Annotated in this window: 11 protein-coding genes; 4 read left to right on the plus strand and 7 right to left on the minus strand. The window is 63.5% G+C overall.

All coding sequences use genetic code 11. From position 1 onward, the window contains the following. Positions 1–24: 24 nt before the first annotated feature. The 4 genes from C266_RS10230 to ilvB all read right to left on the minus strand — a co-directional run bounded on the left by C266_RS10230 (position 25) and on the right by ilvB (position 4429). On the minus strand, positions 25–747 hold the full coding sequence (locus C266_RS10230; protein WP_010808028.1) for an amino acid ABC transporter ATP-binding protein: 723 nt from the start codon (positions 745–747) through the stop codon (positions 25–27). After that, complete coding sequence (locus tag C266_RS10235) at positions 731–1483, minus strand: amino acid ABC transporter permease (protein WP_010808029.1); 753 nt, start codon at positions 1481–1483, stop codon at positions 731–733. Before C266_RS10235 ends, C266_RS10230 begins: the two co-directional genes overlap by 17 nt. Positions 1484–1633: 150 nt before the next feature. Beyond that, positions 1634–2413: a basic amino acid ABC transporter substrate-binding protein gene (locus C266_RS10240; protein ID WP_010808030.1), complete on the minus strand. Its 780-nt coding sequence runs from the start codon at positions 2411–2413 to the stop codon at positions 1634–1636. Positions 2414–2608: 195 nt separating this feature from the next. Further along, positions 2609–4429, minus strand: a complete 1821-nt coding sequence (gene ilvB, locus C266_RS10245; RefSeq protein WP_010808031.1) for a biosynthetic-type acetolactate synthase large subunit — start codon at positions 4427–4429, stop codon at positions 2609–2611. 172 nt (positions 4430–4601) lie between these two features. On the opposite strand from ilvB, the gene C266_RS10250 reads away from it, so the two are divergent. From C266_RS10250 to C266_RS10260, 3 genes are all read left to right on the plus strand, one after another. Continuing rightward, entirely contained in the window at positions 4602–5114 is a 513-nt protein-coding gene (locus C266_RS10250; protein ID WP_010808032.1) for an Lrp/AsnC family transcriptional regulator, read from the plus strand. Positions 5115–5272: 158 nt separating this feature from the next. After that, positions 5273–5830: a peroxiredoxin gene (locus tag C266_RS10255; RefSeq protein ID WP_010808033.1), complete on the plus strand. Its 558-nt coding sequence runs from the start codon at positions 5273–5275 to the stop codon at positions 5828–5830. A 28-nt stretch (positions 5831–5858) separates the two neighbouring features. After that, positions 5859–6503, plus strand: coding sequence for a hemolysin III family protein (locus C266_RS10260; RefSeq protein ID WP_036662451.1), 645 nt, complete (start codon positions 5859–5861; stop codon positions 6501–6503). On the opposite strand, the gene C266_RS10265 is transcribed toward C266_RS10260, so the two are convergent. Beyond that, a complete protein-coding gene (locus tag C266_RS10265; protein ID WP_010808035.1) occupies positions 6494–8017 on the minus strand; it encodes an ATP-binding protein in 1524 nt (507 codons plus the stop codon). The genes C266_RS10260 and C266_RS10265 overlap by 10 nt on opposite strands. A 385-nt stretch (positions 8018–8402) precedes the next feature. Here C266_RS10265 and C266_RS10270 point away from each other — a divergent pair, with 385 nt between their 5' ends. Next, entirely contained in the window at positions 8403–10046 is a 1644-nt protein-coding gene (locus C266_RS10270) for a methyl-accepting chemotaxis protein (RefSeq protein WP_010808036.1), read from the plus strand. 152 nt (positions 10047–10198) lie between these two features. Here C266_RS10270 and C266_RS10275 read toward each other — a convergent pair whose 3' ends face one another. Further along, a complete protein-coding gene (locus C266_RS10275; RefSeq protein ID WP_010808037.1) occupies positions 10199–10483 on the minus strand; it encodes an acylphosphatase in 285 nt (94 codons plus the stop codon). A gap of 99 nt (positions 10484–10582) precedes the next feature. After that, a complete protein-coding gene (locus C266_RS10280) occupies positions 10583–13171 on the minus strand; it encodes a PepSY domain-containing protein (protein WP_010808038.1) in 2589 nt (862 codons plus the stop codon). Positions 13172–13208 lie beyond the last annotated feature (37 nt).

A 13208-nucleotide genomic window follows, 5' to 3' on the forward strand; every position in this document is an offset into this window, starting at 1 on the left:
CTGCGCGCGTCGCAATCGTGAAAATTACAGGACTTTGCGCAAGAATTCGCGCGTACGCTCGTGCTTCGGGGCCGAGAAGATCTGTTCCGGCTTGCCTTCTTCCATGATCACGCCCTGATCGATGAAGAGAACACGGTCGGAGACTTCGCGCGCGAAACCCATCTCATGGGTCACCACCACCATCGTCATGCCTTCATCGGCAAGCGACTTCATGACTTCGAGCACTTCCCCCACGAGTTCCGGGTCGAGTGCCGACGTCGGCTCGTCGAAGAGCATGACCTTGGGCTGCATGGCGAGCGCACGCGCAATGGCCACACGCTGTTGCTGACCGCCGGAGAGCTGGTTCGGGAACGCGTCGATCTTGTCAATCAGGCCCACCTTGCGCAGCAGTTGCTCGGCAATGGTCACGGCCTCGGCGCGCTTGATGCCGTTCACCTGCATCGGCGCGAGAATCAGATTCTCGAGCACCGACATATGGGGGAACAGATTGAAGCGCTGAAACACCATGCCTACACTGGCGCGCATGGCATTCATGTTCGTCTTCGGATCTTCCACATGAAAGCCGTTGACGAGCACTTCGCCGCCGCTCACGTCTTCCAGACCGTTCAGGCAGCGCAGGAACGTGCTCTTGCCCGAACCCGACGGCCCGATCACACAAACGACTTCGCTTTCTTGGATGCGGCATGAAATGCCGCGCAGCACGTGCGCATCGCCGTACTGCTTCTGCAGGTTATTGACGACGATCACCTTTGCCGTACCTCACTTCCAGATGTTGAACAAATGCCGACAGCACCAGCGTGATCACCCAGTAGATGAGCGAAATCGTCAGATACGGCTCCCAGTAGCGGGCGTACGCACCGGACACGGTGCGTGCCGCGTAGGCCAGCTCTGCCAGACCGATGGCCGATGCCAGCGACGAGTCCTTCACGATCGCGATGGCGTTGTTGCCCAGCGGCGGCAGCATGCGGCGGAAGGCTTGCGGCAGCACGACGCGGCGCAGCGTCTGCATGTAGGTCATGCCCAGCGAGCGGGCAGCTTCGGCCTGCCCGCGATCGATCGACTGAATGCCCGCGCGGAAAATTTCGGAAACGTATGCCCCGGCATTCAGCGAAATGGCCAGCACCGCCGACATGAACGCGCCATATTGCGAACGGATTTCACGCGCCAGGTCGCCACTCACGAGCACACCGCCCGACGGATTGATCAGCAGCGGCATAAGTGCGAAGTGGATCAGCAGGATCTGCACGAACAGCGGCGTGCCCCGGAAGAAGCTGACGTAGAAGCGAACCGGATATTGCACCGCGTAGCGCAGGAAATACTTGTAGAAGCCGTGACGCGCTTCGGCCAGACGGCCAACGCCAAGCACGAGCCCAAGTAACGTGCCGGCGATCACACAGATCACCGTGCACTTGAGCGTCATCAGCGTGCCCTCGACGAACAGGGGCATGTATTCGCTGATGATGTTCCACTGGAACCCACCCATGAAGCACCTTTCTCACAAAATGAAACGAGCCGGCTACCCGGCAGAAAAACGCTCGCGGCCCGGGGGTTGACGTCGGGAGTCGACGATCAGCTCACGGGCCGCGAGTGGCCAGATGTCTGGCGCGCGTGGCGCGAATCTTACACGCGCTGCTTATTGTTGCGGCAGCGCCGGCACGTCGGCGTCGAACCACTGCTTGTAGATCTTGGCGTAGGTGCCATCAGCCACGATCTTCTTCAGACCGGTGTTGATCTTGTCGAGCGCCACCTTGTTGCCCTTCTTCACGGCAATGCCGAAGTACTGGCGCTTGAACTTGCTGTCGTAGACCAGCTTGAACGGCTTTTCCGGGTGACTCTTGATGTAGAACTTGATCACGCCGACGTCGCCCACTGCGGCGTCCACGCCGCCGCGATACAGCTCTTCGAGCATCAGCGGGGTGTTGTCGAAGCGGCGGATTGCCGTGCTGGCCTTGCCCAGCTCCTCCGAGACGGAGATATCGCCCGTGCTCGAATTGACCACGCCCACTTGCAGCTTCTTCAGATCGGCCAGACCGGCGACCTTGGCGTTCGGCGAGGTGATGATGACCTGATCGGCAGGGAAGTACGGGGCCGAGAAGTCAACCATTTCACGACGCTTGTCGGTAATGGTGATGCCGGAAACGATGATGTCGCGATCGCCCTGATCCAGCGTGGCGAAGATGCCTTCCCACGGCGTGCTGACCAGCTTCACGTTGAATCCGCCTGCCTTGCCGATCGCCTTGATGATGTCGATGTCGAAGCCGACCAGTTCCTTTTGCGGCGTTTCGAACTCGAACGGGCGATACGTGCCGCCGGCACCCACGGTGTACGTGGGATCGGCGGCCTGCGCTGCCGGCACCGCGGCGAATGTCGTCAGAAAACAGGCGGCAGCCAGCACGAGGCGCTTCGTCAACATGTTGATTTCCTTAGCGAGAATTCTTGAAAGAGCGCAATGATACTCCTCGACGCTCTCGAAGCGAAAAAAACCCGCCGAAGCGGGTGGTGTCGTTGCGATCTCGCGACGCGTCGCGCAATTCTCATGCGGCGAGAATGAAACCAGTCCGGAGCAACGCCGTATTTCTACCGTTGTCCGGCCCCGTTGACGGGGGTGTCAGAACGCCCCTGCCGCGATGGGTCCGGCGGCTTGTCCGGGACCGAAAACCACGTCGCGATAGGTTTTGCCTGCAGGAATCATCGGGTAGACGTCGTCTTCGCGAGCGACGAGGACATCCAGCAGGTAGGGCTCGCTCGGGTCTTCCAGCATACGCACGAGCGCGGCGCGCAATTCCTCCGCGCGGGTGACGCGCGCCCCCGCCACGCCGTAACCGGCGGCGATGGTGACGAAGTCCGGATACGGCCGTCCGTCGTTAGCCCCCTCAGGCGCGTTCGGGTCAACCAGCGACGACGCCACACGATTGCGCGCGTAGATCATGTCCTGCCATTGCCGGACCATGCCCAGCCACTGGTTATTGATGACCAGCACCTTGACGCCCAACCCGTACCGGCGGCATGTCGACAACTCGTTCACCGACATATTGAGGCTGCCGTCACCGTCAATGTCGACCACCGGCACGTCAGGCAACGCCACCTTCGCACCGATGGCTGCCGGCAGACCGAAGCCCATCGTGCCAAAGCCCGCGCTCGACAGGAAGGTGCGCGGCTGACGAAGCCGCAGGTGTTGCATTGCCCACATCTGATGCTGCCCAACCCCTGTGGTCACGACCGCCTCCGGCGGTAGCAGCGCCGCCAGCGCCGTGATGACGTCAACGCCAGTCAGGACACTCGCCTCGCCGGCCGCGGCCGGCTGGGCCGTGCGTAGCGGATGCGCCTCGCGGCGCTCGCGCAGGTAGGCGTGCCAGTCCGGCACGCCGAGACGCTTCGCATGGGCCAGCAGGCCGGTAAATGCGTCGCGCAGATCCGCATGCACGCCAAGCGTGACGGGCTTGTTCTTGCCGATTTCGGCGGCGTCGACATCGACATGGACGATCTTTGCGTGGCGGGCGAACGACGATGGATCGCCGATCACGCGATCGTCAAAGCGCACACCGAGCGCCAGCACGAGATCTGCTTCGTTCACCGCAACGTTGGCCGCGTAGGCCCCATGCATGCCCAGCGGACCGAGCAGCAGCGGGTGGTCGTCCGGCATGGCGCCGAGGCCCATCATGGTGAGGGCCACCGGGCAATCGAGCGCTTCGGCCAACGCGACAAGCCGCGCCCCGGTGCCCGAGGCGATCACACCGCCTCCGGCATAGATCACCGGGCGCTCGCTTTTCGCCAGCAAGGCGGCGATCCGTTGAGCGGTCTCTTCGCTCATTCCGGCCGGCACCGGCGCCGTGAAACGCTTATCGGTCGGCTGGTCGGGCCGCGCCTGTTGAATGTCTTTCGGGAAATCGAGCAGAACGGGGCCGGGACGGCCTGCCAGCGCGCACGCCGCCGCTTCACGTAGCGCGGCGGGGATGTCGCGCGGCTCGCGCACCTGCCGGGCGAGCTTGGTCACGGGCTTGGTGATGGCGACAATGTCCACTTCCTGAAACGCATTCTTGCCGAGCCAGTGCGTGGCGACATTCCCGGTGATGGCGAGGACCGGCACGGAATCGCTTGCGGCATCGGCAATCCCGGTCACCAGATTCGTGGCGCCGGGCCCCGAGGTCGCCAGACAAACACCCAGCTTGCCGGTGGCGCGCGCATAGCCTTGCGCACCGAAGACCGAGCCCTGTTCGTGCTCGGTGCGTACCAGGGCGATCGCCACGCGCGAAAGCGCGTCGAGCATCTCGAGGTTGGCTCCGCCCGGATAGCAGAACACCGTGTCGACGCCAATCTCGACCAGCGTGCGCGCAATGAGGTCTGCGCCTTTGGCAGACAACGGGGCAACGGGCTGGGCGACAGCACCGGTCGCAGTTTCGGCAGCGGGCAGCGTCAGATCGAGTTTCATGGGTACGTGATTTCCTGCGGATTCCGTCGAACGAGGGCGGATTGTTGCGGCAAATGTGCCTAATAAGCCTCAAGCATACGGCGATCAGCCGGTAAATGCTTCGCGTATCGTTGACAAAATCCCGTTGTTTTCACATGATTCATTCATATAAAAAACGATTTAGGAATCAATCATGCAACTTGACGAATTCGACGAGAAAATTCTCGCAATCCTTCAGGTGGACGCATCGCTCTCGGCCGCCCAAATCGGTGAGCGCATCGGCCTGTCTCAATCCCAGTGTTGGCGCCGCATCGATCGGCTTGATGCCGAGGGTGTCATCGAGCGGCGTGTCGCGCTGGTCGACCGCAAGAAGGTCGGGCTGAACGTGATGCTCTTCGCGCATGTGAAGCTCGCGGGCCACAACCGCAATGCGCTGCCGGAGTTCTCGAAGGCGATCCAGGAATTCCCCGAAGTTCTCGAATGCCATGTGCTGATGGGCAACGTCGACTTTCTGCTGCGTATCGTCACGCGCGATGTCGAGGCTTACGAGCGATTCTTCTTCGAGCGGCTTTCACAATTGCCGATGGTCCAGGAGGTCAACTCGATGATCGCGCTCTCACAGATCAAGTCGACGACCGTCCTGCCGATCGGTGACACCCCTGCGCATATTGGCGGGATTGCCGGCGCATCCTCCGGCACTCCATAACGTCAGACTGACAACGGCATGTCACGAAGCAGTCAGTAGACTGACGGCCGCTCGACGGACAGGGACGCCGCACTACCGGCATTGTGGGAAACGACGATGCACGTTGGACAGCGCCCTCGCAAGCCTCTATCCTTAAACATCCACTTCGGGAGCCTTGCATGAAACGTTGGTTCGGATTCACTGCCGCAGCCGCCATTATCGGTGTGACGGCCTGGTGCTTCATCCCCGCGCATGCCGCTCTGAAAAACGGCGCCCAAGCGCCGGATTTCTCCGCTCAGGCGTCGCTCGGCGGCAAGGTATTCACCTTCTCGCTGGCCGACACGCTCAAGAACGGCCCCGTCGTGCTGTACTTCTATCCTGCGGCGTTCACCCAAGGTTGCACGATCGAAGCCCACGACTTTGCCGAGGCGACCGACAAGTTCAAGGCGATGGGCGCGACGGTCATCGGCGTCTCGCACGACAACATCGACACACTCAACAAGTTCTCCGTGTCCGAGTGCCGCAGCAAATTTGCCGTGGCGGCCGATACCGACCAGCACATCATGCGCGCCTATGACGCAGTGCTTTCGCTCAAACCCGATTACGCCAATCGCGTCTCGTATGTCATTGCCCCCGACGGCAAGGTGATCTACAGCTACGTGAGCCTCGATCCGGACAAGCACGTCGCCAACACGATGGAAGCCGTCCGCAAGTGGCGTGCCGCGCACCCTGCATGATCGCAGTCGAATCACAGGATGACGCAGCATGAAAGCCCTGACACGAGCACAAACCCGAAGTGAAGAACTCGCCAATAGCGCCAGTCACGGCGTTGCGTGCCTGGCGGCTCTCGCAGCGATTCCTTTCCTCTTCACGGCAGTCCGCCCCCCCATGTCAAGCACGGTGCAGCAGATCGGCATTGGCGTGTTCGCAGTCACGATGGTGGTCGTCTATCTGGCCTCCGCGCTGTATCACGGGCTGCCCGACGGTCGCGCGAAGCAGTTGTTCATGCGGGTCGATCATTGCGCCATCTTTCTTTTCATTGCCGGGACGTACACCCCCTTCACGATCAAGATCCTCCACGACCCGTGGGGCTGGCCACTGCTGACCGGCGTATGGGTAATGGCCATTGCCGGACTGATCGCAAAGACGCTCGGCCTGCTCGATCGGCCGCTCGTCTCCACCTTGATCTACATCAGTCTTGGCTGGATGGCCGTGCTGGTCGCCGGCCCGGTGCTCGCCGCCATTCCTGGCCCCGGTGCGGGATGGCTCTACGCAGGCGGTGTTGCCTACACCGTCGGCGCCATCTTCTATTCACTCGACGGTCACATCAAGTTCGGGCACCTCGTCTGGCATCTGTTCGCCGTTGGCGGCACTGCCTGCCACTATCTCGCCGTCTGCCGCTATCTGTGATCGCCGGGCGCGATCCGGCAATCCGCCAGCTTCTCGGATAGCTGGTCGCATCGCGCCGTCAACGCCGGATCCCCGAACATCCGGCACGCCCCGCGCATGCGATGCAGCAACGCTTGTGCCGCATCGAGATCGGCGGGGCGACGCGTGGCGATCAACCGGCGAAAGCGCGCAAGATCCTTGGCCATTTCCTCGCGCATCATGCGTCGCGCGTAGGGGTCGTCCACCAACGACGGCCGTGTCGCTTTCGGGGGCTCAGCCGTACCGCCCGGCGCAGTCGCCTCCACGCCCTCCACGTCTTCCTTCCCGCCAATACCGGGGCATGGCCACCGCGCCGCCAGCGTCCGAGAGAGCCGCTGCCGCGACACCGGCTTCGTCAGAACATCGTCGATGCCGGCCTCTCGGGCGGCACGTGCCCCAACCACCGACCCGGTCACCGCAAATACTACGGGGGCCCGGCGGCGAAGCACCGGAGCCAGTGCCCGGAGCGTTTTCGCCAGTGTCAGACCGCACGCGCCGCCGAGTTGCACGTCGGTGAGCACCACGTCGATATCATGTGAAATCCATTGCAGCAGCGCCTCGGTGATATCTTCCGCGCGCTCGACGATGCACCCGAGCGACATCAATTGATCCGCGAGGATGGCGCGATTCATGACGTGATCGTCGACCACCAGCGCGCGCAGTCCAGCGCGCACGTCCACATGGGCGACAAGCACGTCTCGAATCGATGGCGGCGCAGATGGCGATGGCGCGACAGCATCGTCCGCGTCAACTACGGGCATCGAGCACGGCTTCGCCAATGGCACGGTCAGCCGAAACCGCGCCCCCGATGTCGACGGTTCAACGCACAACGAGCCCCCCATGCGCTGCGCCCATTGTTGTGCGATCCACAGCCCCAACCCCGTCCCCGGCACCGAGCGATCCGCGCGCGCAAACGCCGCGAAAACCGCATTTTCCTTGCCAGCAGGAATACCGGGCCCCGAGTCGTTGACGACAATCGTCAATTGCCCCGAACGCTCGCCTCCGCGCTGCCCGATCTCGGCAGAATCGCGCCGAATTGCCGCATGCGCCGGCGCGGCATCCCACGAGACGCTGACCGCAACCCCACCGCAAACGGTGTATTTCAGCGCATTGTCGAGCAGCGTTCGCAACATCTGGCGCAGACGAGCGGCATCGCCCCACATCATGACGGGCACGTCGTCGGCGATGTGGCACCCCAGCACGAGCCCTTTGGCATGCGCGGCGCCCGCAAACGCATCGACCTCCTCGTCGAGGCTCGCGCGCACTTCGAAAACGCGCTCATGCAGCGGCAGATGCGTGGCCTCGCCCTGCCCCAGTTGCAACACATCGTCCACGGCGCCCGCCACCACGCCGAGCATGCTGCGCATGGCGCCAAGCCGTTCGCTGGGGGCGATCGCCCCGGCTTTGGCCTCCATGCCGCCATCGACACCGCAAAGCGCGTCCAGATGCCCCTGCAACACTTGTAGCGGGGCCCGCAACTCATGCACCAGCGCCATTCGAAAAATGCTGACGTCCTGTCGGTCGTCTCTTACATAGCCGTGCACCCCATCGGGTTCATACCGTCCGGGATCGGCGCTACTGCATCGGGAATCGAATTTATCGAAATTCATCGCGTCGTTGACGCCTCGTCACGAATCACGCGCTTCGGCGTACTGAAGAACTGCAGGAGTCGTTAAGTCTGGCCTTTTGCAAGGCGCTTGCGACTGCGCAAATTCCGATCTTCTTTTGCGGACGCCACACATTCGGAATCGCCCGAGCCGAATAACTCAAGTTCCGACTCTCATCTGCCGATAATGCCTATGACCCGTCTTGCACTTTCCGACTGGCGGGGAGGCCGCACGCTCTCACATCGCGCCCAGGGCATTCAATCCATCAATCCATATGTATAAGAACATTACGATTCGGACCAGCCTGACACTGGTCCTAGGTTTGCTTGGTGCACTACTCGTCCTCGTCAGCGTTCTGGGCCTTCAGGCACTCAGTTCCAGCAACGAATCCCTGAGCAAGATGGCCACGGAAGATACCCCCGCCCTGGCCGAACTCAAGGGCACTGGCGAGCAAATTCTGCGGACCCGTCTGTCGATGGCGACCTACGCTTCGTATGTCAGCCTCGGAGCAAATCAGGAAGAGTCGGAAAAAGTGCTTAACCGGGGCACTCAGTACATCGCCGCTTCGCACGCGCTCTGGAACGATTATCTGAAACGTCCCAAAGAAGATGCGCACGAAGCGGAGTTGGCCAAGACGGCCGACGACAAGCGCCGAACCTTTTTCGATAAAGTCGTGACACCGGCGCTCAACGCGCTAAAGCAAGGTGACGTGGCCGGGTTCCACCAGATTCAGGCGCGCATTGCGCCGTCGGCGTACGCCGCCCTGGATTCGGCCCTGCGTGAGCTGCAAGACATTCAGGTCGCCCGCCAGAAGGCCCGATTCGACGCGGCTCAGCAGCGCTACAACGTCATGCGCATTGCGATGGGGGCCACGCTGGTCATTGCCCTGCTCCTCGCACTGTGGGGCCGGGCGATGCTCGCGCACGCCGTGCTGCGGCCGATCCGCGAAGTCATCTCCCATTTCGAGCGCATCGCCGCAGGCGATCTGAGTCAGCGAGTCGAACAGCACACGCGTAACGAGATGGGCCAACTCTTCGGCGCCCTCGGCCGGATGCGCGATGGGCTCGCGAGCACGGTCGGCACCGTGCGCGAAAGCACGGAAGCCATTCACACCAGCGCACGCGAGATTGCCGACGGTAACGCCAACCTCTCGCAACGTACCGAATCGCAGGCGTCGTCGCTGGAGCAAACGGCGGCGAGCATGGAAGAACTGACGGCCGTCGTCAAACAAAACGCCGAAAATGCCCGTGCCGCTAGCCAGTTGGCCGTCACGGCGTCGGATACTGCCGCACGCGGTGGTGACGTCGTACAGGAAGTCGTGACGACGATGCGCGATATCGCACAAGCCTCGCAGAAGGTCACCGATATCCTGACGGTCATCGACGGCATCGCTTTCCAGACGAACATTCTGGCGCTCAATGCCGCCGTCGAAGCCGCACGCGCTGGCGAACAGGGCCGCGGCTTCGCCGTGGTCGCGGGCGAAGTGCGCACGTTGGCACAGCGCAGCGCATCGGCCGCCAAGGAAATCAAGGGATTGATCGAGGCTTCGGGCAACCGCGTCGAGACCGGCACCCGTCTGGTCGAGCGCGCTGGCGCCACAATGGTGGAAGTCGTGCAGTCGGTCAAACGCGTCACCGACATCATGGGAGAGATCTCGGCTGCCAGCGTGGAGCAGTCGAGCGGCATCGAGCAGGTCAACCGGGCCGTGACGCAAATGGATGAGATGACGCAGCAGAATGCCGCGCTCGTGGAAGAAGCGTCTGCCGCAGCGGCAGCACTCGAGACGCAGGCTGCCCGCCTGCGCGAGTCGGTGGCCCTGTTCCGTCTGTCGGCTCACGAAGCCGCTCATTCCCACGCAGGCAGTACCGCAAACGCGACGCTCAACCCAGCACCGGGCACGTTGGCACTGGCCGCCTGATCGCGAAGCCGCCATCGCCGGCCGACCGGGGGGCGGGACTTCGCGGTTGCGGCCTCAGGCATCCTCCGACGCCGCCCCGTCGACACGACGGGCGTCCCGTGTGCCGGAAGCCCTCCCGGCATGCGGTGCAACGCCAGCACCGCCGCGTTGCTTCAAATGCTCGCGCGTTGCTCGAAGTCCTTGAGCGGCAACTCCGCCACCCACGCCTTATCAATGTCGCAGGACGACACCTGCGCCCCCGGCGGCCCCTGGCGCATCCACTCGCACAACGCCAGCAACTGAGCGGCTTCGCCATGTGCGATGGCCTCGACCGAGCCATCGCGACGGTTGCGCACCCACCCGCTGAGTCCGATCCTGCGCGCCTCGGCCACGCACGCCGCGCGATAGCCGATTCCCTGCACCCGCCCGTGCACTACGACCTGCCACGTTGCCGTCATTGCCCCCTCCCGCTGCGATCGATGGATGTGCGAGACCATGAAAGAGGGCTCGATCGACATCGAGCCCTGTCATTACGTTAGCACACCACCGAGTCACGTCTAGTAGATGTCGCGGCGATACCGCCCCTGCGCCGACAAGTCGAGCAGGACGTCTGCGCCAATCGCGTCGGCCAGCGCGGCATCCACCGCGGGGGCCATGCCGGCGAGGCTGCCGCACACGTAGATCGATGCGCCGTCTGCCACCCAGGCCGCGATGTCTTGCGCCGCCTCGCGAACCCGGTCCTGCACATAAATGCGCTGCGCCTGATCCCGCGAATACACCTGGTCGAGGCGTGCAATGCCGCCCTGCGCATGCCATTCGCGCAAGGTCGTCTCGTGGAAACCGTCATGTGCCGCCTGACGCTCACCGAAGATAAGCCAGTTGCGCACGTGCCCTTGGGCGATTCGCTCGGCAAGGTGCGCGCGCAGTCCCGCCAGCCCCGTGCCATTGCCGATCAGGATCATGCCGCGCGCGTCTGCCGGGCCATGAAAACCGGGGTTCGAGCGCACGCGCATCGTCACGCTTTCGCCCAACGCCACGCCATCGGTGAGCCAGCCGGAGCCCAGCCCCAGCGCCCCGTCGGAGTGACGCGTCTGGCGCACGAGCAACATCAGCCGGCCTTCGTCCGGTGTCGACGCAATCGAGTATTCACGCTCAGGCAGCGGCGCCAGACGATCCAGCCAGTCCTGCAGATCGATCCCCGCCGGCGGGACGGCATCGGGGATCACGCGCTCGCGCAGCGCTTCGCCCAGTGTTGCGTCGCGGCCGGCGGCACGGACCCGTACGTCGGACGTCCAGACGCTGCCAGCAAGAAAATGCTCGATGCGCGCGGCGGTATGACGCGGCAGTACCTCGACCAGATCGCCCGCCACCCATTTGGCATCCGGCGGCGGCGTGAAGGCCAGATGATAGGCCGGCAAACCGGCGCTGCCCGGATTGAGCAGTTCGCGCTCGGCCAGCGGCCACGACGCAAAGCGCGGCCCATCGCCGGTCATCGACGACACCAGCGGACGGCCCAGCCATTCGCCAAGCCGTTCCTGCCAGCGTGCCCATGCCCCCGGATCGCCCCGGTCGACTTCGATGGGCTCGAATGCCGCCACCCCGCCCTGTGCCCGCAACCAGCCATCGAGCTTGCGACCGAATCCGCAGAATCGGTCGTAATGGCTGTCACCCAGCGAGAGCATTGCGAAACGCAACGTCGGCAGCGTCATCGCCTGATTCATCAGTTGCTGCGCAAACCGGCGCGCGCTGTCGGGCGGCTCGCCGTCGCCAAACGTGCTGACGATGAACAACGCCCGCTTGGCCGTGCCCAGTTGTGCCTGACCGATACGGGCGAGCGGCTGAATCTGCGCCGGCACGCCTGCCCCCTGCAACATGCCTGCCGTCTGCCAGGCGAGGCCCTCGGCCACGCCGCTTTGGCTTGCGTAGCCGATCAGCACCCCCTCTTCGGCAAGCGACGCGCCCACCGTTGCCCGCGGGCCGTGTTTCACCTCGACCGGGCGCGACGCCGCCAATGCACGCTTCTTCTTGCGGCGGTCGAGATAGAGCATCCAGCCGGTGACAAAGAACACCGGCATCATCAGGCTCGAAAACATCATCACGATGATGCCGGCCTGCCCGAAGAAGCTGCCGCGATGCAACGCGTAGATGCTTGTCATCAACTGGCCGCCCGTCGTTTTGTCCTCGTAGCGGTCTTCGTTGCGAATCTCGCCGGACGCCGCGTCCACATCCATGCGGCTGAACGCCCGCTCATGCGGCACCGACTTGTCCAGCCACGTCACCTGAAACGATCCGCCGGGCTTTTGCGCCGGGCGCAGATAAACCTTCGTAAAGTCCGGCACGCGGGCGGTAAAACTGCGCCACACCGTGTCTATGCCGTCTGCCGACGTCGAAGCCAGATCAGGCAACGCCGCCTTCGTACCCTCGCCCTTCCTGGCCATCTTCGGCTGGGCAGCCGGCTTGTTGCGTACGGGCTGCGGCACGCCGGCTATCGAGAACAGCATGCCGCGCCACCAGTCGTACGACCAGTAGAGGCCGGTCGTGGCCGACAGCAGATACGGCACCAGCACCACCGTGCCGATCACCGCGTGCAGATTCCAGAGAAACGGCCGCCCGCGCTTCTTGAAGTCGATATGGAGCCAGGCGCGCCAGTTGCCGACCCGGCGCGGCCAGCGCAGATACAACCCGCTCAGGGCCAACAGGAACAGCAGCAGCGTGGCCGCTGCCGTGATCTGCTTGCCGATTCCGTCCACGGTCAGGAAGCGGTGAACATCCATGATGAAGCGGAAGACGATATCGGCCCGCGAGCGGCCAAGCATCTGCCCGGTATAAGGGTCGACGAAGTACGTCTCGCCGCGTGTCCCGTCGCCAATCGACAGCCGTACGCCAACAGCGTCTTCCGGCGCGCGCGTCACTGTCACGAGCAGAATGCGACGGTCGGGCGCCGCAGCGCGCACCCGCGAGATCAGCTCGGGAATGGGCAGCGGTGGCGTGTCGCGCACCGCCACGGTCATCACCCCCGGACTGAAAGCCCGGGTAAGCTCTTCATAATAAGAAAGCAGCGCGCCGGTGAAACCGACCACTGCGAGCACCAGTCCGGCGGTAATGCCGAAGCACCAGTGCAACTGAAACCACAGTCTTTTCGTCATTGTTGTCGTCCAACGCACGTCCGTGCGCCGGCGGTGG

It is taken from the genome of Pandoraea sp. SD6-2, assembly GCF_000389825.1.
GTDB classification, from domain to species: Bacteria; Pseudomonadota; Gammaproteobacteria; order Burkholderiales; family Burkholderiaceae; genus Pandoraea; species Pandoraea communis.

Bases quoted from the DNA above. Each gene is read 5' to 3' on its own strand.
- C266_RS10235 (WP_010808029.1), bottom strand. From the start codon at position 1,483: ATGGGTGGGTTCCAGTGGAACATCATCAGCGAATACATGCCCCTGTTC.
- C266_RS10240 (WP_010808030.1), bottom strand. From the start codon at position 2,413: ATGTTGACGAAGCGCCTCGTGCTGGCTGCCGCCTGTTTTCTGACGACA.
- ilvB (WP_010808031.1), bottom strand. From the start codon at position 4,429: ATGAAACTCGATCTGACGCTGCCCGCTGCCGAAACTGCGACCGGTGCT.
- C266_RS10250 (WP_010808032.1), top strand. From the start codon at position 4,602: ATGCAACTTGACGAATTCGACGAGAAAATTCTCGCAATCCTTCAGGTG.
- C266_RS10255 (WP_010808033.1), top strand. From the start codon at position 5,273: ATGAAACGTTGGTTCGGATTCACTGCCGCAGCCGCCATTATCGGTGTG.
- C266_RS10260 (WP_036662451.1), top strand. From the start codon at position 5,859: ATGAAAGCCCTGACACGAGCACAAACCCGAAGTGAAGAACTCGCCAAT.
- C266_RS10265 (WP_010808035.1), bottom strand. From the start codon at position 8,017: ATGGCGCTGGTGCATGAGTTGCGGGCCCCGCTACAAGTGTTGCAGGGG.
- C266_RS10270 (WP_010808036.1), top strand. From the start codon at position 8,403: ATGTATAAGAACATTACGATTCGGACCAGCCTGACACTGGTCCTAGGT.
- C266_RS10275 (WP_010808037.1), bottom strand. From the start codon at position 10,483: ATGACGGCAACGTGGCAGGTCGTAGTGCACGGGCGGGTGCAGGGAATC.
- C266_RS10280 (WP_010808038.1), bottom strand. From the start codon at position 13,171: ATGACGAAAAGACTGTGGTTTCAGTTGCACTGGTGCTTCGGCATTACC.